The organism is Streptomyces sp. NPDC051207 (assembly GCF_040682395.1).
In the GTDB taxonomy this organism is placed as follows: domain Bacteria; phylum Actinomycetota; class Actinomycetes; order Streptomycetales; family Streptomycetaceae; genus Streptomyces.
Genome location: NZ_JBFBAX010000029.1, coordinates 14,631 through 40,665, shown reverse-complemented (window position 1 = coordinate 40,665; position 26,035 = coordinate 14,631). Strand labels below are relative to the sequence as shown.

The window sequence follows — 26,035 nt, the reverse complement described above, 5'->3', positions numbered from 1 at the left end:
CAAGCCCCCTTCGTCGTGCGCGTGCGCGGGTCTACGTCCTGTTGCGCGCCGACGTCACGCGGTACACGTCGTACACGCCTTCCACTCCCCTGACCGCCTTCAGGACGTGCCCGAGGTGCTTGGGGTCGCCCATCTCGAAGGTGAAGCGGGAGGTGGCGACGCGGTCGCGGGAGGTCTGGACGGCCGCGGACAGGATGTTCACGTGCTGGTCGGACAGGACGCGGGTGACGTCCGACAGCAGCCGGGAGCGGTCCAGCGCCTCCACCTGGATGGCCACCAGGAACACCGAGGACTGGGTGGGCGCCCACTCGACGTCGAGGATGCGCTCGGGTTCGCGGGACAGCGAGTCGACGTTGACGCAGTCGCTGCGGTGCACCGATACGCCGCTGCCGCGGGTGACGAACCCGATGATGGGGTCGCCGGGCACCGGGGTGCAGCAGCGGGCCAGTTTCACCCACACGTCCTCGACGCCCTTGACGACGACGCCGGGATCGGAGCTGGTGCGGCGCTTGCGGCTGCGGCCGCGGGACGGCGGGACCGACTCGTCGATCTCCTCGGTGGCGGCCTCCTCGCCGCCGAGGGCCTGCACCAGCTTCTGCACGATGTTCTGCGCCGAGACGTGGCCCTCGCCGATCGCCGCGTACAGCGCGGAGATGTCCGAGTAGCGCATCTCGTGCGCGAGCGTGACGAGCGAGTCGCCGGTCAGGATGCGCTGGATCGGCAGGTTCTGCTTGCGCATCGCGCGGACGATGGCGTCCTTGCCCTGCTCTATCGCCTCGTCACGGCGCTCCTTGGAGAACCACGCGCGGATCTTGTTGCGGGCCCGCGGCGACTTGACGAAGCCGAGCCAGTCGCGGGAGGGGCCCGCGCCGGCCGCCTTGGAGGTGAACACCTCCACCAGGTCGCCGTTGTCCAGGGTGGACTCCAGCGGCACCAGCCGGCCGTTGACCCGTGCTCCTATCGTGCGGTGGCCGACCTCCGTGTGGACGGCGTACGCGAAGTCGACCGGGGTGGCCCCGGCCGGGAGCGCGATGACATCGCCCTTGGGGGTGAAGACGAAGACCTCGTTGCGGGAGAGGTCGAAGCGCAGGGACTCCAGGAACTCGCCGGGGTCCTCGGTCTCCTTCTGCCAGTCCAGCAGCTGCCGCAGCCACGCCATGTCGTTGATGGCGTCCTTGTCCTTGCCGGACGCCCTGGGCGCGTCGGTGCGCACCTTGGAGGCGCCGGCGACGGCCTCCTGCTTGTACTTCCAGTGCGCGGCGATGCCGTACTCGGCGCGGCGGTGCATGTCGAAGGTGCGGATCTGCAGTTCGACGGGTTTGCCGCCGGGGCCGATGACCGTCGTGTGCAGCGACTGGTACATGTTGAACTTGGGCATCGCGATGTAGTCCTTGAACCGGCCGGGGACCGGATTCCATCGCGCGTGCACCGTGCCGAGGGCCGCGTAGCAGTCGCGGACGGTGTCCACGAGGACGCGGATGCCCACCAGGTCGTAGATCTCCGCGAAGTCACGGCCGCGGACGATCATCTTCTGGTAGACGCTGTAGTAGTGCTTGGGGCGGCCCGTGACGGTGGCCTTGATGCGGGCGGCGCGCAGGTCCTGCTGCACCTCGTCGGTCACTATGGCGAGGTACTCGTCGCGCTTGGGGGCGCGCTCGGCGACGAGGCGGACGATCTCGTCGTACATCTTGGGGTAGAGGATCGCGAAGGCGAGGTCCTCCAGCTCCCACTTGATGGTGTTCATGCCCAGGCGATGGGCGAGCGGCGCGTAGATCTCCAGGGTCTCGCGCGCCTTCTTCTCCTGCTTCTCGCGCTTGAGGTAGCGCATGGTGCGCATGTTGTGCAGGCGGTCGGCGAGCTTGATGACCAGCACGCGCGGGTCCTTGGCCATGGCGACGACCATCTTGCGCACGGTCTCGGCCTGCGCGGCCTCGCCGAACTTGACCTTGTCGAGCTTGGTGACGCCGTCCACGAGCAGCGCGACCACGTCGCCGAAGTCGCGGCGCAGGTCCGCCAGGCCGTACTCGGTGTCCTCGACGGTGTCGTGCAGCAGACCGGCCATCAGCGTGGCCGGGTCCATGCCCAGTTCGGCGAGGATCGTGGTGACGGCGAGGGGGTGCGTGATGTAGGGGTCGCCGCTCTTGCGCTTCTGGCCCCGGTGCCAGCGCTCGGCGACCTGGTAGGCACGCTCGATCTGGCGAAGCGTGGCCGTCTCGATCTTGGGGTCGTTGCTGCGCACTATCCGCAGCAGGGGCTCCAGGACCGGGTTGTACGAGTTGGCGCGCTGGACGCCGAGCCGGGCGAGGCGGGCCCGGACGCGGTTGGAGGAGCCGGAGCGTGCGGGCTGCCCGACGGGTGAGCGGACCACGGGAGGCTGCGCGGGGCGCTCGGCGGGCACCGGTTTGGGCCGGGACTCCTCGGCCGGCTTGTCGACGGGCGCCGACTGCGCGTGCTGGACCGGCCCGCTGGGGTCGTTCTTCGCCTGGGGCGTGCTCGGCGCGGGCTTGGCCGCGGCGGCCGAGGCGGACTCGGGCTTCGCGGCGGTCAGGGGCTGGGCCTCGTCTGGCAAGAGGGCTCCTCGTGCACGATCCGGGTCCCTCGGTCAGGCTCCGGAGACCCCATGGTAGCGATCCCGGAGCGGGGGATCCCCTTCAGACCATTGTGAGCCCTGTCCACCGGGGAAACGCGAGAGGCGGGCGCCGGATTTCTCCGGACCCGCCTCCGCGCTGCCGTGCCGGTGCGTCCGGCCCGGCCGCAGATCCTCTAGACGGTGAGCAGCGCCTGCAGTGGGGCGCCGGCGAGGGCCGCTTCCAGACGGGCCCGGCCGCCGAGGAAGCCGAGTTCCATGAGGACCGCGAGGCCCGCGACCTCGGCGCCCGCCCTGCGGATGAGCTGGATCGCGGCCTCCGCGGTGCCGCCGGTGGCGAGGACGTCGTCGACGATGAGGACGCGGTCACCGGCGGACAGGTCCTCGGCGTGCACCTCGATCTCCGCCGAGCCGTACTCCAGCTCGTAGGCCTGGCCGAGGGTGGCTCCGGGGAGCTTGCCCGCCTTGCGCACCGGGATGAAGCCGAGGCCGGCGCGGACGGCGACCGGGGCGCCGAGGATGAAGCCCCGGGCCTCCAGGCCGACGACCTTGGTGGCGCCGGCCCGCTCGGCGATCTCCGCGAGCGCGTCGGTGAGCGCGGTGAAGGCCGCCGGGTCCGCCAGGAGCGGGGTGATGTCCTTGAACATCACGCCCGGCTCCGGGTAGTCGGCCACGTCCCGGATGCGGCTGAGGAGCAGCTCCTGGATGCCGGTCATCGCCGCTTCCCCGAGGAGCGGCCGCGGCCCCGGGCACGGGACGCGGGCTGGCTGCGCGGGCCGACGACGGCGGGGGCCTCGTCGTCCGCGTCCGCGTCCAGCTCGTCCTCGGCGGAGGTGTCCTCGGCGGAGCCGTCCAGCGGCTCGCCCTTGGCCGCGGCCTGAGCGCGCTTGGCCAGCACCCGCTTCTTGAGCGCCTTCATCGGCGGCTCGAGTTCCTTGAGGTCGGCGACGAGCGGCGTGGCGATGAAGATCGACGAGTACGCGCCGGCGGCGAGGCCGACGAACAGCGACAGCGAGATGTCGTTGAGCATGCCCGCGCCGAGGACACCGCCACCGATGAACAGCAGGCCCGCCACCGGCAGCAGCGCGACGACCGTGGTGTTGATCGACCGCACCAGGGTGCTGTTGATCGACCGGTTGGCGATCTCGCTGTACGTCCAGCGGGTCTGCCGGGTGATGTCCCGCGTCTGTTCCTTGAGGCTGTCGAAGACGACGACCGTGTCGTAGAGCGAGTAACCGAGAATGGTCAGCAGACCGATCACCGTGCCCGGCGTGACCTCGAAGCCCACCAGGGCGTAGATGCCGACGGTGATGGTGATGTCGTGGATCAGCGCGACGAACGCGGCGAGCGCCATGCGCCACTCGAAGGCGATCGCCAGGTAGATCACGACGAGGACCATGAAGATGCCGAGGCCCTGCCAGGCCTTGTCGGCGATCTGGTCGCCCCAGCTGGGGCCGACCAGGTCCGCGTTGATCTGCTCGGCGTCGATCTTGAGGTCCTCGGCGAGCGAGTCCTTGATCCGGTCGGCCGCGCCGGTGTCGATGCCGGCGACCTGGATGCGCATGCTGCCGTCGCCGAGCTGCTGCACGATCGCGTCGTGGCCGGACGCCTCTTCGGCGTACTCCTCGGCCTGGGCCACGGAGACGCTCGTGTTCTTGGGCGTGGTGAAGACCGCTCCGCCCTGGAACTCGATGCCCATGTTCAGGCCGCGCACCGCCAGGCCGACGATGGCCGTGATGGTGATCAGGATGGAGATGCCGTACCAGATCTTGCGGTTCTTGACGAAGTCGTAGCCGACCTCGCCGCGGTGCAGTCGGGCGCCGAGGGTGCCGAGTTTCGACATCGTCTCACGCCTCCTTCGGGTCGACGGGGCCGGCGGCCGCATGGACGGGACGGCGGGTGCGGCGCAGCGGGGGCTTGGCACCCAGGCTCTTCGGGTCGAGGCCGGACCACTTGTGGCCGCTCGCGAAGAAGTCGCGGCGGGCCATCAGCGTGAGCAGCGGCTTGGTGAAGAGGAACACCACGACCACGTCGAGCACGGTGGTGAGGCCGAGGGTGAACGCGAAGCCCTGCACCTTGCCGACGGTGACGATGAAGAGCACCGCGGCGGCGAGGAAGGACACGAAGTCGGAGACCAGGATGGTGCGCCGGGCGCGCGGCCAGGCCCGCTCGACGGCGGGGCGCAGCGTGCGGCCTTCGCGGATCTCGTCGCGGACGCGTTCGAAGTACACGATGAACGAGTCCGCGGTGATGCCGATGGCGACGATGGCGCCGCACACGGCCGGGAGGTTCAGCGCGAAGCCGATGGCAGGGCCGAGCAGCGACATGATCACGTACGTGAGGGCCGCGGAGACCAGCAGCGAGGCGATGGCGATGAACGACAGGCCGCGGTAGTACACCAGCAGGTAGATGACGACCAGCGCCAGGCCGATCGCGCCGGCGATGAGGCCGGCCTCCAGCTGCTCGCCGCCGAGCGCCGCGGTCACCGTGGTGACGCTGTCCTCGCGGAAGGTCAGCGGCAGGGCGCCGTACGACAGCATGTTGGCGAGGTTCTGCGCGGACTCCTGGTCGAAGTTGCCGGAGATCTCCGCGTTGCCGCCGGTGAGGGCCTGGCTGACGTACGGGTCGGAGACGACCTCGCCGTCGAGGACGATGGCGAACTGGTTCTGCGGGGACTGGTTCTTGGCCAGCTTGCCGGTGATGCTGGCGAACTTCTTGGATCCCTTGTCCGTGAAGTCCATCGTGACGGTCCAGCCGGCACCGGTCTGCGTGTTGAAGACCGCCTGCGCCTCGTCGACGTCCGTGCCGTCGACCTCGGCCGGGCCGAGGATGTACTTCTGCCACTGGCCCTGCGAGTTGCGGCCGCAGGCGACCGTGGAGTCCTCGGGCTTGGCGCCGTCGCCGGCCTTGGCGCGGACGGCGGGCTTGGTGCAGTCCAGCGCGGCGTACTGCTCCTGGAGCTTGGCGTCGCCCGCGGGTGCGCCGGAGTCGGCGGACGGCGTGGCGCTCGGGGAGGCGTTGCCGGAGGCGGACGCGGAGGGGGTGGGGCTGGCCTTCAGGGCGTCACTGGCGGGGCGGCCCTGCGTGGTGGCGCTCGCCGACGGGGTCGCGGAGCTGCCCGCGGAGGGCGAGGAGGTCGCCTTCTCGTCGCCGTCCTTGCCGGTCGCGCCGGTGGAGGGACTCGGCGAGGGGCTGGCCGGCGCGGCGCCGCCCGAGATCTCGGTGGCGACGACCGGGCGGAAGTAGAGCTTGGCGGTGGTGCCCACCTGGTCCCGGGCCTGCTTGGAGTTGGTGCCCTTGGGGATGTTGACGATGATGTTGCGATCGCCCTGTGTCTGGACCTCGGCCTCCGAGACACCCAGACCATTGACACGGCGTTCCATGATGGAGACCGCGGTGTCCATGTTGGTCTTGTTGATCGCGTTCTCCTGGCCGGCCTCGGGAACCGCCCGGAGCGTGATGCTCGTACCGCCGGCCAGGTCGATGCCGAGACGCGGAGTGGTGTGCCCGGAGGCGTACATTCCCCCGGTGAGCGCCACGATGGCGATCAGGATCAAGGCCAGCGAGCGCCCCGGCTTGCTCTGGGCGCTCGCGTTCCGGCCCTTTTTAGGTGCTGCCACCTTCTCGTACTCCCTCTCGGGCCGCTCTCACGCCGGGTGGGCGCGCGGGCGGCATGACATGGTGTCGGGATCCCCCGTGCGAGCTGCGCAGGCCCAGGAGTGTGCGGGCCCGCGCCCGCACGCCCCGGGGCGCGACTACCTCGCCTCGGAGTCGCCGTCGGTCTTCTTCGGCGCCTCGTCCGTCTTCGCCTCGGCGGAGGCGGCCGGCTCGTCGGCCGCGGCCTCGTCCTTCTTGCCGAGGTCGACGGGCGTGTCGTCGGAGTCGGCGGCAGCGGAGGGCTCGTCGGTCTCGGTGAGGGAGGAGGCGTCGTCCGGGACGATGTCGGCGTCGGACTTCAGGTCGTGCTCGATGCCGTGGACGATGCGGTTGTACTCGTCGTCGGTCAGGACGGCACCGATGGAGTTCTTCGCGAAGAGCAGCTCGACGCCGGGGCCGGCGTCGAGGAGGACCGTGTCCTCGTTGACCTCCTTGACCGTGGCGTACATGCCCCCGATGGTGCGGACGCCGGAACCGGGCTGCATCTGGTTCCGCATGTCGATGGCCTGCTGCTGCTTCTTCTTGGCCGAGCGGGTCATGAGGAACATGGCCCCGATGAGCACGATGAACGGGAGGAGGGTCAGGAGACTCACGGGTCGGAACTTCCTTCACGCGACCGCGTTGGTGAACGGCCTGATGGTTGGGGGTGTGCGATGCCACCGGCAAAGGCGGCATCGGCGGAGTCTAAGCGAGTCCGCGCGCAAGGAACAACGCTCAGCATGGCACCCGGGTTCCTGCCTCGGCGAATGCGCTCGCCGTCACGCCCCGAACAGGTCCTGTTGTCCGTTTCCCCCGCTCTGCGAACGGGGCGGCGCGAGGCCGAGATGCGCCCATGCCGCGGGCGTGGCGACCCGGCCGCGCGGGGTGCGGGCGAGCAGCCCTTCCCGGACGAGGAACGGCTCGGCGACCTCCTCGACGGTCTCGCGCTCCTCCCCCACGGCGACCGCGAGCGTCGACAGGCCGACGGGACCGCCGCCGAACAGCTTGAGCAGTGCCTCCAGCACGGCGCGGTCGAGGCGGTCGAGGCCGCGGGCGTCGACCTCGTAGACCGCGAGGGCCGCGGCGGCGATGTCCCTGGTGATCACGCCGTCGGCCTTGACCTGGGCGTAGTCGCGGACGCGGCGCAGCAGGCGGTTGGCGATGCGGGGCGTGCCGCGCGAGCGGCCGGCGATCTCGGCGGCTCCGGCGGTGTCGATCTCGACGTCGAGGAGGCGCGCCGAGCGGTGGATGACGCGCTCCAGTTCGGCGGGCTCGTAGAACTCCATGTGCGCGGTGAAGCCGAAGCGGTCGCGCAGCGGGGGCGGCAGCAGTCCCGCGCGTGTGGTGGCGCCGACCAGGGTGAACGGCGGGAGTTCCAGGGGAATGGCGGTGGCGCCGGGGCCCTTGCCGACGATGACGTCGACGCGGAAGTCCTCCATCGCCATGTAGAGCATCTCCTCGGCGGGCCGCGACATGCGGTGGATCTCGTCGAGGAAGAGGACCTCGCCCTCCTGCAGGGAGGACAGGATCGCCGCGAGGTCGCCGGCGTGCTGGATGGCGGGTCCCGAGGTGATGCGGATGGGGGCGTCCATCTCGGCCGCGATGATCATGGACAGGGTGGTCTTGCCGAGGCCGGGGGCGCCGGAGAGCAGCACGTGGTCGGCGGTGGCGCCACGCGCGCGTGCGGCGCGCAGCACGAGGTCGAGCTGTTCGCGGACCTTCTCCTGGCCGATGAACTCGCCCAGGTCCTTGGGGCGCAGTGCGGCCTCGACGGCCTGGTCCTCACGGTCGGCGACGGGGCCGACCAGCCGCTCGGCCGCGGTGCTGTCGGTCGTGTCGTCCCAGTTCATGGAGTGTGCCTCGGGGTCGCGGTCGGAGGGGTCGAAAGGTGCGCGGGGGTTTTCACGGGCCGGGCGGTCGCAGGCGCCCCACGGGGCGGTTTCCGGTCAATGCCTGCGGGGTGGTTTCCGGCCGGTGCGGTCCGGGGGTCCCGCGTGGTGCTCAGCGCGTTCTATTCAGGGTCTGCAGCGCCGCCCTCAGCAACTGCCCCACCTGGGGCGTGCCTTCGGCGGCCTCGGCCTGCGGGGCGACGGCGGCGACCGCCTCGTCGGCCTCGCGGGTCGCGTAGCCGAGGCCGATCAGGGCGGCGTGCAGCTGGTCGCGCCAGCCCGCGGCGGGCGGGGTTCCCACGGCGGGCGCGCCGAGCGGCTCGCCCAGGCGGTCCTTCAGTTCCAGCAGCAGCTTCTGGGCGCCCTTCTTGCCGATGCCGGGGACCGCGGTGAGCGCCTTCTCGTCCCCGGTGGACACGGCGCGCCGCAGGGCGTCGGGGCTGTGCACGGCCAGCATCGCCTGGGCGAGCCGGGGGCCGACGCCGCTGGCGGTCTGGAGCAGTTCGAACGTTTGCCGCTCGTCGTCGTCCGCGAAGCCGTACAGCGTGAGGGAGTCCTCCCGCACGACCAGGGACGTGGCGAGTTTGGCGGGCCGACCGACGCGGAGCGTGGACAGCGTGTTCGGCGTGCACTGGACGGCCATGCCGACGCCGCCGACCTCGACGACCGCGGCGTCGGGGGCGAGCGCGGCGACCGTGCCGCTGACGAAGGCGATCATGCCGTACGGCCTTTCGATGCGTGCGATGGCTGCGATGCGCGGGTGGCGTGCAGGGCGGCGGCCTGCTGGAGGCGGTTGTGCGCGGGGGCGCGCCAGATGTGGCAGATGGCGAGGGCGAGGGCGTCGGCGGCGTCGGCCGGTTTCGGGGGCGCGGCGAGCCGCAGCAGCCGGGTGACCATGGCGCCCACCTGGGCCTTGTCGGCGCGTCCCGAGCCGGTGACGGCGGCCTTGACCTCGCTCGGGGTGTGCAGGGCGACGGGGATGCCGCGGCGGGAGGCGCACAGCAGGGCGACGGCGCTGGCCTGGGCGGTGCCCATCACCGTACGGACGTTGTGCTGGCTGAAGACGCGCTCCACCGCCACGTACTCCGGGCGGTGTTCGTCGAGCCACTGCTCCAGGCCCTGCTCGATGGCGACGAGGCGGTGGCCGAGGTCCGCGTCGGCGGACGTGCGCACGACGCCGACGCCCAGCATGGCCAGCGGCCGTCCGGCGACGCCCTCGACGACACCGACCCCGCACCGGGTCAGCCCCGGGTCCACCCCCAGTACGCGCACCTGACGCCCCCTCCCTTCGATCACCTGTTTGTGCAGGCTATCGGGTGCCACCGACAACGCCCGGCAACACGACGGGCCGACGGGGGTGTCCCGTCGGCCCGTTCGGCGTGCTGAGTTCGCGGCGGCGTTACGCGTCGACCTTCTCCATGATCTCGTCGCTGACGTCGAAGTTGGCGAAGACGTTCTGCACGTCGTCGCTGTCCTCGAGCGCGTCGATCAGCTTGAAGATCTTCTTGGCGCCCTCCTCGTCCAGCTCGACCTGCATGGTCGGGACGAAGTTGGCGTCGGCGGAGTCGTAGTCGATGCCCGCGTCCTGCAGGGCGGTGCGGACCGCGACCAGGTCGGTGGCCTCGCTGATGACCTCGAAGGTCTCGCCGAGGTCGTTGACCTCCTCGGCGCCCGCGTCCAGGACCGCGGCGAGGACGTCGTCCTCGGTGAGCTCGCCCTTGGGGACGATCACGACGCCCTTGCGGTTGAACAGGTAGGACACCGAGCCGGGGTCGGCCATGGAGCCGCCGTTGCGGGTCATGGCGACGCGCACCTCGGAGGCGGCGCGGTTGCGGTTGTCGGTGAGGCACTCGATGAGGACCGCGACGCCGTTCGGGCCGTAGCCCTCGTACATGATCGTCTCGTAGTCGGCGCCACCGGCCTCCAGGCCGGCGCCGCGCTTGACCGCGGAGTCGATGTTCTTGTTGGGGACCGACGACTTCTTGGCCTTCTGGATCGCGTCGTACAGCGTCGGGTTGCCCTCGGGGTCGGCGCCGCCCATCCGCGCCGCGACCTCGATGTTCTTGATCAGCTTCGCGAAGAGCTTGCCGCGCTTGGCATCGATGACGGCCTTCTTGTGCTTCGTCGTGGCCCATTTAGAGTGGCCGGACATCTGCCTGTCTCCTTCGCGTAACCCATCCCTGCAACGAACGCAGGAATCCTACAAGGACTCCGCTCCCGCGTTCGCGCGCACCATGTCGACGAACAGCGCGTGCACGCGGTGGTCGCCGGTCAGTTCCGGGTGGAACGACGTGGCGAGCGCGTTGCCCTGGCGGACCGCGACGATGTGGCCGTCGTGCTCGGCGAGCACCTCGGCCGCCGCGCCGACGGACTCGACCCAGGGGGCGCGGATGAAGACGCCCTCCACCGGGTCTCCCGCGATGCCCTTGACGTCGAGGGCCGCCTCGAAGGACTCGTTCTGGCGTCCGAAGGCGTTGCGGCGCACGATCATGTCGATGCCGCCGACCGTCTCCTGGCCCGAGCGCGGGTCGACGATCTTGTCGGCGAGCATGATCATGCCCGCGCAGGTGCCGTAGACGGGCATGCCGGCACGCACGCGTGCGCGCAGCGGTTCCATGAGGCCGAAGAGGACAGCCAGTTTGGAGATGGTGGTGGACTCGCCGCCGGGTATGACGAGGCCGTCGACCTCGGCGAGTTCCTCGGGGCGCCTGACCGGCCTGGCCACGGCATCGGCCGCGGCCAGGGCGACCAGGTGCTCCCGTACGTCGCCCTGGAGGGCCAGGACGCCTGCGACAGGAGTGTTCATGATGCTTACCAGCCGCGGTTGGCGTAGCGCTCGGTCTCGGGGAGGGTGTCGCAGTTGATGCCGACCATGGCCTCGCCGAGGTTGCGGGACGCGTCCGCGATGATCTTGGGGTCGTCGTAGAAGGTGGTGGCCTTGACGATGGCGGCGGCCCGCTTGGCCGGGTCGCCGGACTTGAAGATGCCGGAGCCGACGAAGACGCCCTCGGCGCCGAGCTGACGCATCAGGGCGGCGTCGGCGGGGGTGGCGACGCCACCGGCGGAGAACAGCACGACCGGGAGCTTGCCCAGCTCGGCGGTCTCCTTGACCAGCTCGTACGGGGCGCGCAGCTCCTTGGCGGCGGCGTACAGCTCGTTGTTGTCGTAGCCGCGCAGGCGGGCGATCTCGTTCTTGATCTGGCGCAGGTGGCGGACGGCCTCCACGACGTTGCCGGTGCCGGCCTCGCCCTTGGAGCGGATCATGGCCGCGCCCTCGGCGATGCGGCGCAGGGCCTCACCGAGGTTGGTGGCGCCGCAGACGAAGGGGGTGGTGAAGGCCCACTTGTCCGAGTGGTTGACCTCGTCGGCCGGGGTCAGGACCTCGGACTCGTCGATGTAGTCGACGCCGAGCGACTGCAGGACCTGGGCCTCGACGAAGTGGCCGATGCGGGACTTGGCCATCACGGGGATGGACACCGCGTCGATGATGCCCTCGATCATGTCCGGGTCGGACATCCGGGCCACGCCGCCGTCCTTGCGGATGTCGGCCGGGACCCGCTCCAGGGCCATGACGGCGACGGCGCCCGCGTCCTCGGCGATCTTCGCCTGCTCCGGCGTGACGACGTCCATGATCACGCCGCCCTTGAGCTGCTCGGCCATGCCGCGCTTCACGCGGGCGGTGCCGGTCTCGGGAGCCTGGTTCTCGGTGCTGGACACGGGTGACCTCACTGATGGGAAAGAGGGATTCTGCATCACTGAGGAAACGTGAGGGGACCAGGCCACAGCAAGGGCCAATGGGAAGGTGGTGGATCGTTTTTCCTGCCGCGGGGGCGGATATCGGCCGGATACCGGCCGATCAGCAGAAGCGGCCGGCCAGGAAATGCGGCCCGCCGCATTTCGGCAGCCGGAACGGCCGGTGAACGGCCGCCGGGACGACCGGTCCACCAGGGCAGGGGACAGCGGCTAGGACGACCGGTCCACCAGCGCCGCCGGAGGCTCGTCGTCCATCTCGAAGGCCAGCGGGAACGGCGCGTGACCGGCCAGCCGGAACCAGCGCACCTTGCGGTGCCGGCGCAGCGCGCGTGCCGCGCGCACGGCGTCGTTGTGGAAGCGCCGGGCCATCGGCACCTTGCGCACCGCCTCCGTCAGCTCCCGGGCGGCCTCCTCACCGCCGGGCGCCTCCCGCACCGCCTCCACCTGCGGCGCCTCGCCGAACACCGCGCGCAGGGCCTGGCTCAGCTCGCTCTCGGCGACCTCCCGCTGCTCCTCCTCGGCCTGCCGCGCGGCGTGCGCGGCCTCGTACAGCACGATGGACGCGGCCGGGTCGAGCACGCCCGAGGTGGCCAGTTCCTGGGCGACGGAGGCCCTTCTGAGCAGCTGCGCGTCGAGCGCGGCGCGGGCGGCGTCGATCCGGGCGTGCAGCCGGTCGAGGCGGCCCGCGGTCCAGCTCAGGTAGAGGCCCACGGCCACGAGTGCGACAAGGATCCAGATGAGAGTTGCGGTCACGCGCCGAGGCTACCGGGGCGCGATCCGGCCGGTGCCGGCCGCGTCGCCGTCGGTCCCGCGCTCGGCACCGCGTCAGTCCCGCGCCAGCCCCAGCCGTGCCCTGAGCCCCGTCGTCCTGTCGTCCGCCGCCACCGCCGCCGCGCCCGCCGTGACCGTCTCGTAGACCGACAGGATGTCCGCGCCGACCGTGGACCAGTCGAAGCGGCGTACGTGGCTGCTGCCGCGCTCGCGCAGTTCCGCGCGGCGGGCCGAGTCCTCCAGGAGGCGCACGGCCGTCTCGGCGAGCGCGTCCGCGTCCTCGTTCGGGAACAGCTCGCCCGCCGCGCCCCGGTCCAGGACCTGCGCGAAGGCGTCGAGGTCGGAGGCGAGGACGGGGGCCCCGGCCGACATGGCCTCGACCAGGATGATCCCGAAGCTCTCGCCCCCGGTGTTGGGCGCCACGTACAGGTCGACGCTGCGCAGCAGCCGGGCCTTGTCCTCGTCGCTGACCATGCCGAGGAACTCGACGCGGGAGCGCAGGTCGGCGGGCAGGGTCTCCACCGCCTCCTCCTCGTCGCCGCGCCCGGCGACCAGGAGCCGGGCCTGCGGGCGGGCGGTGAGGATCTTGGGCAGCGCCTTCATCAGCACGGGCAGGCCCTTGCGGGGCTCGTCGATGCGGCCGATGAAGCCGATCGTCTCGCCCTGCCACTCGGGCCTGGGCTCGGCCTTGGCGAAGAAGTCGACGTCGACGCCGTTGGGGATGACCACGGCGTCCCCGCCGAGGTGCTCGACCAGGGTGCGGCGGGCGTACTCGCTGACGGCGATCCGCGCGCTGATCTTCTCCAGGGCCGCCTGGAGGATGGAGTACGCGGCGATCATCGCGCGCGAGCGGGGGTTCGACGTGTGGAAGGTGGCGACGATCGGGCCCTGCGCCGCCCAGCAGGCCAGCAGGCCCAGGGACGGCGAGGTCGGCTCGTGGATGTGGATGACGTCGAACGCGCCGTCGTGCAGCCAGCGCCGCACCCGGGCCGCCGAGAGGAAACCGAAGTTGAGGCGGGCCACCGAGCCGTTGTACGGCACGGGCACCGCACGGCCGGCGGAGACGACGTACGGGGGCAGCGGCGTGTCGTCGTCGGCGGGCGCCAGGACGGACACCTCGTGCCCGAGCCGCAGGAAGTACTCGGCCAGGTCACGGATGTGGAACTGGACGCCGCCCGGTACGTCCCACGAGTACGGGCAGACGATGCCGATCCTCACGGGCGCTCCCCGTCCGCGCTGTCGGCCGGGCGTGGTTCCAGGTCGGCGAGCCACAAGCGCTGGAGCATGTGCCAGTCCTCCGGATGGTCGGCGATCCCGGTGGCGAAGGCGTCTGCCAGCGCCTGTGTCATGACTGACGTCTTCTCGGCGCGGGACCCTGACCGGGGTACCTCGATCGGGGGATGGACCCGCCCCCGCATCACGGGCGAGTCGTCGTACCAGAGCGTCGCCGGCAGCAGCAGGGCGCCGGTCTGCTGGGCGAGCAGCGCCGGCCCTGCGGGCATGCGGGCGGTGTCGCCGAAGAAGTCGACGGGCACCCCGGACGCGGACAGGTCACGGTCGGCGACCAGGCAGACCAGGCCGCCGTTGCGCAGCCGCCGGGCGAGGATGCCGAAGGCGGCGCCGCCGTTGTGCGGCAGGACCTCCATGCCCAGGCCCTCGCGGTAGGCGACGAAACGGTCGTAGAGCGTCTCGGGCCTGAGGCGTTCGACGACGGTCGTGAACGGGATCTTCAGGTGCGTGGTGAGCCAGGCGCCGGCGAGGTCCCAGTTGGCCAGGTGCGGCAGGGCGAGGACCACGCCCTTCCCGGCGGCCAGACCGTCGGTCAGGCGGTGCAGGTCCTTGACCTCCACCCCGGCGCTGACGCGCTCGGCGCTCCAGGCCGGCAGCCGGAAGGACTCCATCCAGTAGCGCAGGTAGGAGCGCATGCCCGCCCGGGAGAGCTCGGCGAGCCGCTCGGGGGTCGCGTCCGGCACCACACGCGCGAGGTTGCTCTCCAGGCGCTGCACGCCCTTGCCGCGCTGCTTCCAGGCGATGTCGGCGATGGTGCGGCCGAGCCGTGCGGCGGCGGGCTCGGGGAGCTTCTTGACGGTGCTCCAGCCGAGGCCGTACAGCGCGTCCGCGACGTGTTCCCGGGCCTTCACGTCGCGGCCTCGCTGCCGTGGGAGGCGTTGTGCTGGTCGCCTTCATCGTCCTGGGCGTCGGCGGCCTCGGCCTCGGCGGACTCGCGGCGGACCGTGACGACGCGCTGGATCAGCGTGACCATGCTGCCGACGGCGACGAGCCACAGCGCGATGGGCAGCAGGACGTGGATGCCGGGCACGCCGAACGTGTCGAAGCCCGCGAGCCCGGCCGCGACCAGCGAGACCACCAGTCGCTCGGCGCGCTCCACGAGCCCGTTGACGGCCACCGGCAGCCCGATCGACTCGCCGCGTGCCTTGGTGTACGACACGACCTGGCCGCTGGCCAGGCAGAAGATCGACACCGCGCACAGCGCGTTGTCGTCGCCGCCGCCCGCGTACCACAGCGCGAAGCCGCCGAAGACCGCGCCGTCGGCGACCCGGTCGAGCGTGGAGTCGAGGAAGGCGCCCCAGCGGCTGGAGCGGCCGAGCTGGCGGGCCATGTTGCCGTCGACCAGGTCGGAGAAGACGAACAGCGTGATCACGACCGTGCCCCAGAAGAACTCCCCCCGGGGGTAGAAGACCAGCGCGCCCGCGACCACACCGGCGGTGCCGATGAGCGTGACCGTGTCCGGGCTGACGCCCCGGCGGATGAGAAACGCGGCGAACGGTGTGAGGACACGCGTGAAGAATGCACGCGCGTACTTGTTCAGCATGGCCTTCCCGACGGTCGGTGTCGCCGGACGGCCCCTGCTGGCCCCCGGCTGGCCCATCGTAGCCACGCACGCGTGGGTGCGAGGGCCGGGCACCCGGCGCACGTGTCACGCGCGCGGGGCGGCCGGGCGCGCCGCGATGCCGTCGCTCGTATGGACGCACCGTGGCGGGAGTGGAAAGCTCGAAGGACCGCGGGCGTCGCAGGACCGCCCAGCACGCGGTGTCCGCGTGTCCCGCGCCCAGAGTGACCTCACCGCGCACGGGAGGCAAGGTTATGGGCGACAAGGCGCACACACACCCCGGAGCCGCCGGCAGGGCAACGGCGGCCGACCACCCCGCGTCCGTACGGAATGTGGTGCTGGTCGGCCACTGCGGATCGGGCAAGACCACCCTGGTGGAAGCCCTCGCGCTGACGGCGGGGGCGGTGAACCGGGCGGGCCGCGTGGAGGACGGCGGCACCGTCTCCGACTACGACGACATCGAGCACCGCCAGCAGCGCTCGGTGCAGCTCTCCCTGGTGCCGGTCGAATGGGACGGCACCAAGGTCAATCTCCTCGACACCCCCGGATACGCCGACTTCGTCGGTGAGCTCAGGGCCGGTCTGCGAGCCGCGGACGCGGCCCTGTTCGTCGTCTCCGCCTCCGACGGCGTGGACGGCGCCACCCGCGTGGTGTGGGAGGAGTGCGCGGCCGTCGGCATGCCGCGGGCCATCGTGATCACGCACCTGGAGTCCGCGCGCTCGGACTTCGAGGAGATGACGCGGCTGTGCGCCGAGGCCTTCGGCGCGGACGACCCCGACGCCGTGCTGCCGCTCTACCTGCCGCTGCACGGCCCGCAGGCGCCGGACGGGCACGCGCCCGTGACCGGTCTGATCGGGCTGCTGTCGCAGAAGCTGTTCGACTACTCGACCGGCGAGCGCAAGGAGTCCGAGCCGGGCGAGGACCAGCTGCCGCTGATCGAGGAGGCCCGCAACCGGCTGATCGAGGGGATCATCTCGGAGAGCGAGGACGAGACCCTCATGGACCGCTATCTCGGCGGTGAGCAGGTCGACGTCGCCACCCTGATCCAGGACCTGGAACGGGCCGTCGCGCGCGGCGTGTTCTTCCCCGTCCTGGCCGCCGCCCCCGCCGCCGACGGCGCCCGGCAGGGCCTCGGCACGGTCGAGCTGCTGGAGCTGGTCACCCGCGGGTTCCCGACCCCGCTGGAGCGCGCGGCACCCCGCGTGACGACACCGGACGGCAGGCCGCGCGAGCTGAAGCCGTGCGACCCGGACGCCCCGCTGGTCGCCGAGGTCGTCAAGACGTCCTCCGACCCGTACGTCGGCCGGCTCTCGCTGATCCGGGTGTTCTCCGGCACCCTGCGCGCCGACCAGACGGTCCACGTCTCCGGGCACGGCCTCGCCGACCGGGGCCACGAGGACCACGACGTCGACGAGAAGATCGGCGCGCTGTCCACGCCGTTCGGCAAGCAGCAGCGGCCCGTCGGGCACGTCGTCGCGGGCGACCTCGCGTGCGTGGCGAAGCTCAGCCGCGCCGAGACCGGGGACACGCTCTCCGCCAAGGACGACCCGCTGCTCATGGCGCCCTGGGAGATGCCCGACCCGCTGCTGCCGCTCGCCATCGAGGCGCACAGCAAGCCGGACGAGGACAAGCTCTCGCAGGGCCTGGCACGGCTCGTCGCCGAGGACCCGACGATGCGGCTGGAGCAGAACCAGGACACCCACCAGGTGGTGCTGTGGTGCCTGGGCGAGGCCCACGCGGACGTCGCGCTGGAGCGGCTGCGCAGCCGGTACGGCGTCCAGGTCGACGTCGTACCGCACAGGGTGCCGCTGCGGGAGACGTTCGCCACCAAGTCGGCCGGGCGCGGGCGGCACGTGAAGCAGTCCGGCGGGCACGGGCAGTTCGCGATCTGCGAGATCGAGGTGGAGCCGCTGCCGGGCGGCTCGGGCATCGAGTTCGTGGACAAGGTGGTCGGCGGGGCCGTGCCGCGGCAGTTCATCCCGTCCGTCGAGAAGGGCGTCAGGGCCCAGGCGCTCAAGGGCGTCGCGTCCGGTCACCGGCTGGTCGACGTACGGGTCACGTTGCTGGACGGCAAGGCGCACTCGGTGGACTCCTCCGACGCCGCGTTCCAGACGGCGGGCGCGCTCGCGCTGCGGGAGGCCGCGGCCGGCGCGAAGATCCACCTGCTGGAGCCGGTGGCCGAGGTGTCGGTGCTCGTCGGCGACGACTACGTGGGCGCCGTGATGAGCGACCTGTCCGGCCGGCGCGGCCGGGTGCTCGGCACCGAGCAGACACCCGGCGGACGCACCTTGATCCGCGCCGAGGTGCCCGAGATCGAGATCAGCCGCTACGCCGTCGACCTGCGCTCCCTGTCGCACGGCACCGCGCGCTTCAGCCGGGCGTACGCGCGGCACGAACCGATGCCGCCGCAGGTCGCGGAACGGCTCCGCCAACACACCGGCCACGCGGCGTGATCGCCCGGGGCGCGCCGCAACCGGTGTGCCCCGCCGCGTGCTTGCGCGTGCGCCGACGGGCGGCTTTGGCCGTCCGTCGGCGCACGCCGCCGCCTGCGGATACGCTGATGACCTGATCAACAGGTGTGCGCGGCAGGGAAGTCGGGAAGGCCGCAGAAGCAGGTACGGCGTCGATCTGGGGGCGGAAATGACCGTTGAGAGCGGTTACGCGGACATCTTCGGTCCGCAGGTGCCGCGTACGGGCGACGAGGCGCAGACGGCGACCTTCGCGCTGGCCTCGGCGGCCTATCGGGACAACGACGTCGAGGAGATACTCAAGGCCAACAGCGAATGGCACCAGTCCAAGGTCAGTCCGGGCAGGATGGCGCTGTTCAGGCCGAACCTCGGCGAGGCGTTCTCCCGGGCCGTCGTGGACCGGATGCTGGGGGCCGGCCGCAAGCCGCTCATCCAGTCCTTCGGCGCCGAGCCGCAGGTCGTCGTGGAGCACTGCCTCGCGGCGAACCACATCCGCAAGAACCGCGACAACCAGCTCAGCGCGATCATGGTGCTGTGCGGCGTGCTGTTCCTGCCGGGCCTGCTGGTCTGGCTGCTGGTCTTCCAGATCCGCACCACCATCGCCAAGCGCGAGGACAAGCGGGCCGGGGCGCTCGCCACCACACTGCTGGTCGCCATGGGCGCCCTCGCGGTGATCTTCCTGCTCAAGATGCCGTTCACGGGGTTCTGGGGCCTGTACGCGCGCGCGGCCGTGATCATGCCGGTGGTCGGCTGGTACCTGGCCAAGCGGGTCTGCGAGCGCACGGCGCACGACCTGCGGGGCCGCTGGGAGGGCCTGCTGTCCGGCAGCAGCGTGGGCGCCAAGGTGCCCGAGACGGTACCGACCAACCCCAGTGAGACGGCGGCCGAGAACCTGCGCCAGTCCCTGGCCAGGCTCGCCGCCGAGCAGCAGTCCAACTCCGTGTTCTACGCCGGTCCCAAGGGCATCCTCGGCATGGGCACCCGCTGGGGCAGCTGGCAGCTCGCCGAGAACCTGGTGGCCGCCGATCCCGGCCGGGAGATCCATCCGTTCCGCAGCTGGGACGTCATACGGTCCATCCACGACCAGCTGCGCATGCTGGAGCGCGGCCCGCTGAACACGGGCGGTTTCACCAAGCCGTCGATACGGCACTGGATCGTCACGCCCGTCGGGGAGAACGCGTCGGCGGTGGCCCGGCCGGAGGGCACCGACGTCGAGGCGTACCAGGTCAAACCGCACGCCATCCAGGAGATCTGCAACAAGCAGCAGTTCGGCGCGGGCGACCGGCACTACCTGGGCGTGCAGTGGACGCTGTGGGACGGGCAGCTGGTGATCACCATGCTGATCACGGTGACCGTGCTGCACGAGACGCTGCGCATCGAGGTGACCGGGCACGCGCTCGGCCCGGTGCACCCGCTGTTCACGACGAAGCCGGCGGCCAAGGAGAAGCAGGTCCAGAAGTCGGTCAAATTCTGGGAGACCCGGACCGTGAAGCTCCCGCTGGTCGACGCGGACGAGGTGGTACGGCTCACGGCACGGGCTCCGCTGTCCTGGTACCCGCCGCTGCTGAACTGGCTCGGCGGCTCGCTGAGCCTGCCCGAGCCGTTCGGTCTGCGGCACGCCTGGGCGGACAAGCCGTGGCGGCACCGGTTCATGGCGGACGACGCGCTGCGGGCGGCCACGCCGGTCCTGCGGGTGGTGCACGCCGCGGCGATCAAGGTGCTGAAGGAGAACGGCGTGGACACCGAGAAGTTCGGCTCGCGGTCGGCGGCCCTCAGCACGGCGGTGCAGGATGCGGCGCCGAAGAAGGCGGACCTCTACGACGCGTAGGCCTCCGGCGTTTCGGTGGTTCCGGCGCGTGGGCCCCGGCCGGGCTTCTGAGGGCTGCGCCCCCAGACCCCCCGTCGGCCTGCGGCCTCGTCCTCGAAGCGCCGGACGGGCTGATGGTGACGTCAGCCCGTCGGCCAGGCCTCGGCCAGCATCTTGCGCGTGTCCGCCAGCAGTTGCGGCAGCACCTTCGTGTGGCCGACCACCGGCATGAAGTTCGTGTCGCCGCCCCAGCGCGGGACGATGTGCTGGTGCAGGTGGGCGGCGATGCCGGCGCCCGCGACGGCGCCCTGGTTGATGCCCAGGTTGAACCCCTGGGCCCCGGAGGCCGTCCGCAGGGCCGTCATCGCCTGCTTGGTCAGCTCCGCCAGCTCGGTGGTCTCGTCCGCCGTGAGATCCGTGTAGTCGGCGACGTGCCGGTACGGGACGGTCATCAGGTGGCCGCCGTTGTACGGGTACAGGTTGAGCACGGCGTACACGTGCTCACCGCGCCTGACGATCAGCCCGTCCTCGTCCGACGCGGCCGGGATGGAGCAGAAGGGACAGCCGTCGCCGGCCCCGGGGCCGGTGGGCTTGTTCTCGCCCTGGATGTAGGCCATCCGGTGGGGCGTCCACAGACGCTGGAACGCGTCCTGCGTCCCCACTCCCGACTGCTGCTCCGGCTCACTCGTCATGCGTGCAGCATATGGCGTCGCCGCTGGACGTACGGCAAGGCCCCCGGCGAGACGAGCTGCACCGGGGGCTCTTGGCCCCGCATCGGCGGGGACCATCACACCTGCACGCGACGCTCCACCACGTCAACGAGCTTGGCAATGGCTTGGTCGCGCGGGATGCCGTTCTCCTGCGACCCGTCGCGGTAGCGGAACGACACCGTGCCGGCGTTCATGTCGTCGTCGCCCACGATGATCATGAATGGCACCTTCTGCTTCTGGGCCGTCCTGATCTTCTTCTGCATGCGGTCCGAGGACGCGTCGACGTCGACGCGCAGACCCTTCTTCCTGGCCTCCGCCGCGAACTGCTGCAGGTACTCGACGTGAGCGTCACCCACCGGGATGCCGATCGCCTGCACCGGAGCCAGCCACGCCGGGAAGGCACCCGCGTAGTGCTCCAGGAGCACCGCGAAGAAGCGCTCGATGGAGCCGAACAGCGCGCGGTGGATCATGACCGGGCGCTGCTTGGTGCCGTCGGCGGAGGTGTACTCCAGGTCGAAGCGCTCGGGCAGGTTGAAGTCGAGCTGGATCGTGGACATCTGCCAGGTGCGGCCGATGGCGTCTCGCGCCTGGACGGAGATCTTCGGACCGTAGAAGGCGGCGCCGCCCGGGTCGGGTACCAGGGGCAGGCCCTGCTTCTCGGCGACCTCGCGCAGCGTCTCGGTGGCCTCTTCCCAGGCCTCGTCCGTGCCGACGTACTTCTCCGGGTCCTTGGTGGACAGCTCCAGGTAGAAGTCGGTCAGGCCGTAGTCGCGCAGCAGGTTCAGCACGAAGGTGAGCGTCTTGTCGAGCTCCTCGGACATCTGCTCACGGGTGCAGTAGATGTGCGCGTCGTCCTGGGTGAAGCCCCGGGCGCGGGTCAGGCCGTGCACGACGCCCGACTTCTCGTACCGGTACACGGTCCCGAACTCGAAGAAGCGCAGCGGCAGTTCGCGGTACGAGCGGCCTCGCGCGTCGAAGATCAGGTTGTGCATCGGGCAGTTCATGGGCTTGAGGTAGTAGTCCACGCCCTCGTCGAGCTGCATGGGCGGGTACATGCCGTCGGCGTACCAGTCCAGGTGGCCCGAGGTCTCGAAGAGCGCCCCCTTCGTCGCGTGCGGGGTGTAGACGAACTCGTAGCCCTCTTCCTCGTGGCGGCGGCGCGAGTAGTCCTCCATGACGCGGCGGACGATGCCGCCCTTGGGGTGGAAGACGGCGAGGCCGGAGCCGATCTGCTCCGGGACGGAGAACAGGTCCAGCTCGCTGCCGAGCCTGCGGTGGTCGCGCTTCTCGGCCTCGGCGAGGAATTCCAGGTACTGCTTCAGCTCGTCCTTGGAGGGCCAGGCGGTGCCGTAGATGCGCTGGAGCATGGGGTTCTTCTCGCTGCCGCGCCAGTAGGCGGCGGCGTTGCGCATCAGCTTGAACGCCGGGATGAGGCGGGTGGAGGGCAGGTGGGGACCGCGGCAGAGGTCCTTCCAGCACAGCTCGCCGGTCTTGGCGTCGAGGTTGTCGTAGATCGTCAGCTCGCCCGCGCCGACCTCGACGTCCGCGCCGTCGTCGCTGGAGGCGGAGCCCTTGAGGCCGATCAGCTCCAGCTTGTAGGGCTCGTTCGCCAGTTCCTCGCGGGCGGCCTCGTCGGTGACGACGCGGCGGGCGAACTTCTGCCCGCGCTTCTGGATCTCCTGCATCTTCTTCTCGATGGCCTTGAGATCCTCGGGCGTGAACGGCTTCTCGACGTCGAAGTCGTAGTAGAAGCCGTCCTTGATGGGCGGGCCGATGCCCAGCTTGGCCTCGGGGAACAGGTCCTGCACGGCCTGCGCCATGACGTGCGCGGTGGAGTGGCGCAGGATGTTCAGGCCGTCCTCGGAGGAGATCTCGACGCCCTCGACGGTGTCGCCGTCGCGCAGCTCGTGGGTGAGGTCCCTGAGCTCGCCGGCCACGCGCGCGGCGACGATGGAGCGCTCGCCCGCGAAGAGGTCGGCGGCCGTAGTGCCCGTCGTCACCACGCGCTCTTCCCGCTCGGAATCGCGTTGGATGATCACACGGACGTCTGACACCGGTCTCTCCTGACTGAAGGGGAATGCGGCGCCATACCGGGAGCGCGCGCATGACCGGATCGTACCGACCCGGGGCGGCCCTCCGCGAAGTCAGCCCCGCTCCCCCGGCCGCCGGCGTCAGGATTCAGTCGCCGATCTCTCCCCCGCAGGCCCCCGTGGAGGAGTCCAGGTCCTCCTGGAGGAACTTCATCAGCCGGTCCCGCTCGGCGTCGTCGACCCGCACGGGCGTCACCTCGGCAGCCTCGGTGAGCCGACCGAAGCCGCCCCGGCTCTCCAGCCGCCCGTGCACCCGCACCGGCAGTCCGACGAGGTGCGCGTGCCCGGCGACGCGGTACGCCTCCTCGTCCAGCGTCATCCGTACGTGCGCGACGTCGGCCCCGGTGAGCACCCGCAGCCGTACGGCGCCCGGGCCGCGCGGGCCGGACCTGCGCAGCCGTACGACGGCGCCGGTGATCCGCACGGGCACCGACGGTTCGCCGCGCAGACAGCGGGCGCCGGCCTCGCGCAGCACGGGCAGGTCGCCGGGCGAGAACTCGACGGGTTCGGCGCAGGGGGCGCAGCCGTCGGGGACGCCGGCCGCGGGGGCCCAGGCGACGGCGACGCGGGCGCCCTCGCTGCCCTTGACGAGGGTGACGAGCGCCTCGGTCAGCTCGTGGCTGACCCCGGTGGCGACGGCCGCGTCGAAGGCGTCCATGGCGCCGGTCGCGCGCCGGTGGTCGACGGCCTCGCGGGTGGCGTACAGCGCCTGGTGGAGGCGTACGGCGAGGGGGCGGCCGGAGCTGACGGGGACGAAGACGGTGAGGCGTCGACCGCCGGTCGCGGAGCCCACGAGGACGTCCCCGAGGGCCGCGGCGGCGGGGCTGCGGTGCCGGGCGCCGTAGTAGCCGGCCCGCGCGCGGGTGGCGAGGGCGGCGGCGAGGAGCATCCGGCGGGCGGCGGTGCGCAGTTGTTCCTCGACGGTCCAGGGGCGGCGCCGGCGGGCCTGTCCGGGACGTCGCGCCACCAGTGGATCTCGTCGCTGGGCACGGCGAGGGAGAGCAGCACCTCCCGGGCGGAGGGTGTGCCGCTGCGGGTGAGGGCGTGCAGGGCCTCGCCGAGCAGGTCGTCGCTGTCGGGGAAGGCGCGGCTCTCGGGCACCAGGAGGCTGGTGGCGCTGGTGCCGGGTCCGGGCGGCGTCCAGCGGCCGTAGCGTCCGGTGGCGCCGCCGCGGCGTTGCCAGCCGTGCCGCTTGAGCAGCGCGGCGAGCACGGCGGGGTCGACGTCGCGGGGTTCGGGGGTGCGGCCGTTCCAGGTGGGGTCGGCGGGGTGTGGCCGGGCGGGGCGCGGGGGCTCCTCGGCCGGGCGGTGCCTCATGGGGTGCCTCCCGTCCCGACGCGCGTCATGATCTCGCACAGCGCACGGTCGTCGAAGATGCGTGCGGTCGGTATCCGCACGGTGGTGCGGCGGCGACCCGTGACGGGGTGCCCGGCCAGGTTGGTCCAGTAGCAGCAGTGCCTGAGGTCGAGCCGGTCGTGTCCGGCGCGCAGCCACTGGTCGCGGGAGCGCGGCACGATCATCACGACGAGGATCTTGTGCACGGAGACGGGGTGCGGGCGAGCCTGGCCAGGTGGTCGTTGTCGAGCGTGAAGGAGAAGGACCGGCCCGGTGGATGCGGCGGTACCTGGTAGGTCGCCTTGAGCTGGACCTTGATGGTGACCTCGTCGTCGACGGTGTGCCCGGGGGCGCTGTGGCTGACGTGCCGGTCGATGCCGTTGTCCGGGAAGGGCTGGGACAGCGAGCAGCCGGCGGCGGCCGCGACGGCGTGCAGATGGCCGACCTGCAGGGCCTCCATGCAGGCGGTGGTGGCGAGTGAGCCCCGGGCGGGTGCCGTGCGCTCGGGCAGCAGCCCGCCCCGTTCGGGCTGCGCGATGGCCATGGCCGACAGCCTTCCAGAACAAGTGGTTCCGTGCTGCGGGTCGCTGAACTGCAATGACCCGTACCCCCGTTGTCTCCTTCCGGCGTAGTGCGCAAACTGCCCGGGTATCACCGAAACGGGCAGTGGGCGCAGTGGACGGCGTGTCAACTGCCGAGGGTGAACGAGGGGTTGGGTGACTATGGTGTGCTGCTTCGAAGGGCCCCTGGCCGCGTTCGACACGGAGACCACGGGTGTGGACGTCGAGACCGACCGCATTGTGTCGGCGGCGGTCGTCGTCCAGGACGCTCCGGGCATACGGCCGCGGGTGTACCGCTGGCTGGTGAACCCGGGCGTGCCGGTGCCCGCGTCGGCGACGGCGGTGCACGGGCTGACGGAGGAACATCTGCAGCGCAACGGCCGCTGGCCCGCGCCGGTGATGTACGAGCTGGCGGAGACGCTGGCCGAGCAGGCGTCGGCGGGCCGCCCGCTGGTGGTGATGAACGCGCCGTTCGATCTGACGCTGCTGGACCGGGAGTTGCGCCGGCACCGTGCGTCGTCGCTGAGCCGCTGGTTCGAGGCGACGCCGCTGCGGGTGCTGGATCCGCTGGTGCTGGACCGGCATCTGGACCGCTACCGCAAGGGCCGCCGCACGCTGACGGATCTGTGCGCGCACTACGAGGTGCCGCTGGAGGGCGCCCATGACGCCGGGGCGGACGCGCTGGCCTCGCTGGACGTGGTACGGGCTGTGGGGCGGCGGTTCGCGGGTCGGCTCGAGCGGCTGTCCCCGGCCGAGCTGCACACGCTGCAGGCGGTGTGGCACGCGGCACAGGCGCGGGGTCTGCAGGCGTGGTTCGCGCACAGCGGCACGGAGGAGGCGGTGCACCCGGCGTGGCCGCTGCGTCCGAGCCTGCCGGCGGCGGCCTGACCCTCCGGGGGCCGGGCCACGGCGACGCGGGCGGTGGGGTGCAGGGACAGCGCGAAGGCCGGTCCGTGTGCCGGACCGGCCTTGACCCGTGGGCGATACTGGGTTCGAACCAGTGACCTCTTCGGTGTGAACGAAGCGCTCTTCCGCTGAGCTAATCGCCCGGGAACGCACTGAACAATACAGGTCCGGGCAGGCTTCCTTCAAACGGCCTCGGGTGGCGCCGTCAGGTGTGCCGCGAGGCCGCGCCGCCCCGACCGCATCATCAGGGTGTGGTTGGCGCGGAAGAGGACCCGTCCGGGCACGGCGAGCCGGCGCAGCAGGGGTTTGCGGACGTCGACCTCCTGGTCGTAGCGGGCGAGGGTGCCGGGTCCGTCCGGGAGGAGGGTCCAGCGGGCCCGGCCCTCGATGTCGCCGGTGAGGGCCACCTCCAGGATTCCGGCGGCGGGGTCGCGCCGCTCCTCCCGCAGGGCCGTGGTCAGGTCGTACGGGAGGAGGGAGCGGATGCGGACGATGCCGGTGGTGGCGTCGACGCGGCGGACCTCACGGACCTGGGGCCACCAGCGGGGGTAGTGCTCGATCCGTTCGAGAGCCCGGTACACGGCCGGGGCGGGCGCGGGCAGGGCCCACAGGGTGCGGAAGCGGTAGTGGTTCCAGTCCATGCACCGAGTGTGCCCGCCCGGCCGTGGTCCG

Annotated in this window: 21 protein-coding genes, 1 tRNA gene and 2 pseudogenes; 3 read left to right on the top strand and 21 right to left on the bottom strand. The window is 71.5% G+C overall.

Annotation, left to right across the window (positions count from 1 at the left end; translation table 11 throughout):
* Window positions 1–31: 31 nt before the first annotated feature.
* The 15 genes from relA to pgsA form a co-directional block, all read right to left on the bottom strand.
* Window positions 32–2,569, bottom strand: coding sequence for a GTP pyrophosphokinase (gene relA / locus AB0M97_RS24645; protein ID WP_365963134.1), 2,538 nt, complete (start codon window positions 2,567–2,569; stop codon window positions 32–34).
* Window positions 2,570–2,763: 194 nt separating this feature from the next.
* Window positions 2,764–3,303, bottom strand: coding sequence for an adenine phosphoribosyltransferase (locus AB0M97_RS24640; protein ID WP_365963133.1), 540 nt, complete (start codon window positions 3,301–3,303; stop codon window positions 2,764–2,766).
* Complete coding sequence (gene secF / locus AB0M97_RS24635; RefSeq protein WP_365963132.1) at window positions 3,300–4,430, bottom strand: protein translocase subunit SecF; 1,131 nt, start codon at window positions 4,428–4,430, stop codon at window positions 3,300–3,302. The genes AB0M97_RS24640 and secF overlap by 4 nt, the downstream gene beginning before the upstream one ends.
* Window positions 4,431–4,434: 4 nt before the next feature.
* Window positions 4,435–6,207 carry a protein translocase subunit SecD gene (gene secD / locus AB0M97_RS24630; protein WP_365963131.1) on the bottom strand — a complete coding sequence of 591 codons (1,773 nt, stop codon included), beginning with the start codon at window positions 6,205–6,207 and terminating at the stop codon, window positions 4,435–4,437.
* Window positions 6,208–6,342: 135 nt separating this feature from the next.
* Window positions 6,343–6,837, bottom strand: a complete 495-nt coding sequence (yajC, locus tag AB0M97_RS24625; RefSeq protein ID WP_365963130.1) for a preprotein translocase subunit YajC — start codon at window positions 6,835–6,837, stop codon at window positions 6,343–6,345.
* A 165-nt stretch (window positions 6,838–7,002) separates the two neighbouring features.
* Complete coding sequence (gene ruvB / locus AB0M97_RS24620) at window positions 7,003–8,073, bottom strand: Holliday junction branch migration DNA helicase RuvB (protein ID WP_365963129.1); 1,071 nt, start codon at window positions 8,071–8,073, stop codon at window positions 7,003–7,005.
* Between the two features lie 151 nt (window positions 8,074–8,224).
* Window positions 8,225–8,830 carry a Holliday junction branch migration protein RuvA gene (gene ruvA / locus AB0M97_RS24615; protein WP_365963128.1) on the bottom strand — a complete coding sequence of 202 codons (606 nt, stop codon included), beginning with the start codon at window positions 8,828–8,830 and terminating at the stop codon, window positions 8,225–8,227.
* Complete coding sequence (gene ruvC / locus AB0M97_RS24610) at window positions 8,827–9,384, bottom strand: crossover junction endodeoxyribonuclease RuvC (RefSeq protein WP_365963127.1); 558 nt, start codon at window positions 9,382–9,384, stop codon at window positions 8,827–8,829. Before ruvC ends, ruvA begins: the two co-directional genes overlap by 4 nt.
* A gap of 127 nt (window positions 9,385–9,511) precedes the next feature.
* Entirely contained in the window at window positions 9,512–10,264 is a 753-nt protein-coding gene (locus AB0M97_RS24605; protein WP_365963126.1) for a YebC/PmpR family DNA-binding transcriptional regulator, read from the bottom strand.
* A gap of 48 nt (window positions 10,265–10,312) precedes the next feature.
* Window positions 10,313–10,918: a pyridoxal 5'-phosphate synthase glutaminase subunit PdxT gene (gene pdxT / locus AB0M97_RS24600; protein WP_365963125.1), complete on the bottom strand. Its 606-nt coding sequence runs from the start codon at window positions 10,916–10,918 to the stop codon at window positions 10,313–10,315.
* A 5-nt stretch (window positions 10,919–10,923) separates the two neighbouring features.
* Window positions 10,924–11,829, bottom strand: coding sequence for a pyridoxal 5'-phosphate synthase lyase subunit PdxS (pdxS, locus tag AB0M97_RS24595; protein ID WP_365963124.1), 906 nt, complete (start codon window positions 11,827–11,829; stop codon window positions 10,924–10,926).
* 246 nt (window positions 11,830–12,075) lie between these two features.
* The gene (locus AB0M97_RS24590; protein WP_365963123.1) at window positions 12,076–12,618 is read right to left on the bottom strand and encodes a hypothetical protein; all 543 of its coding nucleotides are present in this window, start codon (window positions 12,616–12,618) and stop codon (window positions 12,076–12,078) included.
* 72 nt (window positions 12,619–12,690) lie between these two features.
* Complete coding sequence (locus AB0M97_RS24585; RefSeq protein ID WP_365963122.1) at window positions 12,691–13,854, bottom strand: glycosyltransferase family 4 protein; 1,164 nt, start codon at window positions 13,852–13,854, stop codon at window positions 12,691–12,693.
* Window positions 13,851–14,777, bottom strand: a complete 927-nt coding sequence (locus AB0M97_RS24580) for a phosphatidylinositol mannoside acyltransferase (protein WP_365963121.1) — start codon at window positions 14,775–14,777, stop codon at window positions 13,851–13,853. Before AB0M97_RS24580 ends, AB0M97_RS24585 begins: the two co-directional genes overlap by 4 nt.
* The gene (gene pgsA, locus AB0M97_RS24575) at window positions 14,774–15,526 is read right to left on the bottom strand and encodes a phosphatidylinositol phosphate synthase (RefSeq protein WP_365963171.1); all 753 of its coding nucleotides are present in this window, start codon (window positions 15,524–15,526) and stop codon (window positions 14,774–14,776) included. The genes AB0M97_RS24580 and pgsA overlap by 4 nt, the downstream gene beginning before the upstream one ends.
* A 215-nt stretch (window positions 15,527–15,741) precedes the next feature.
* On the opposite strand from pgsA, the gene AB0M97_RS24570 reads away from it, so the two are divergent.
* Window positions 15,742–17,940, top strand: a complete 2,199-nt coding sequence (locus AB0M97_RS24570; RefSeq protein ID WP_365963120.1) for an elongation factor G-like protein EF-G2 — start codon at window positions 15,742–15,744, stop codon at window positions 17,938–17,940.
* A 187-nt stretch (window positions 17,941–18,127) separates the two neighbouring features.
* Window positions 18,128–19,783, top strand: a complete 1,656-nt coding sequence (locus AB0M97_RS24565; protein ID WP_365963119.1) for a hypothetical protein — start codon at window positions 18,128–18,130, stop codon at window positions 19,781–19,783.
* 122 nt (window positions 19,784–19,905) lie between these two features.
* Here AB0M97_RS24565 and AB0M97_RS24560 read toward each other — a convergent pair whose 3' ends face one another.
* The 4 genes and pseudogenes from AB0M97_RS24560 to AB0M97_RS24545 form a co-directional block, all read right to left on the bottom strand.
* Complete coding sequence (locus AB0M97_RS24560; protein ID WP_365963118.1) at window positions 19,906–20,454, bottom strand: HIT domain-containing protein; 549 nt, start codon at window positions 20,452–20,454, stop codon at window positions 19,906–19,908.
* A gap of 95 nt (window positions 20,455–20,549) precedes the next feature.
* Entirely contained in the window at window positions 20,550–22,526 is a 1,977-nt protein-coding gene (gene thrS, locus AB0M97_RS24555; RefSeq protein WP_365963117.1) for a threonine--tRNA ligase, read from the bottom strand.
* A gap of 124 nt (window positions 22,527–22,650) precedes the next feature.
* Window positions 22,651–23,879 (bottom strand): annotated as a pseudogene (locus tag AB0M97_RS24550) (hypothetical protein).
* Window positions 23,876–24,441: pseudogene (locus tag AB0M97_RS24545) on the bottom strand (DUF4365 domain-containing protein). The pseudogenes AB0M97_RS24550 and AB0M97_RS24545 overlap by 4 nt, the downstream one beginning before the upstream one ends.
* A gap of 178 nt (window positions 24,442–24,619) precedes the next feature.
* Here AB0M97_RS24545 and AB0M97_RS24540 point away from each other — a divergent pair.
* Window positions 24,620–25,345, top strand: coding sequence for a 3'-5' exonuclease (locus AB0M97_RS24540; RefSeq protein WP_365963170.1), 726 nt, complete (start codon window positions 24,620–24,622; stop codon window positions 25,343–25,345).
* An 89-nt stretch (window positions 25,346–25,434) separates the two neighbouring features.
* Here AB0M97_RS24540 and AB0M97_RS24535 read toward each other — a convergent pair.
* Together AB0M97_RS24535 and AB0M97_RS24530 are read right to left on the bottom strand one after the other, a co-directional pair.
* Window positions 25,435–25,506, bottom strand: a tRNA-Val gene (locus tag AB0M97_RS24535).
* A 39-nt stretch (window positions 25,507–25,545) separates the two neighbouring features.
* Window positions 25,546–26,004 carry an SRPBCC family protein gene (locus AB0M97_RS24530; RefSeq protein ID WP_365963116.1) on the bottom strand — a complete coding sequence of 153 codons (459 nt, stop codon included), beginning with the start codon at window positions 26,002–26,004 and terminating at the stop codon, window positions 25,546–25,548.
* Window positions 26,005–26,035 lie beyond the last annotated feature (31 nt).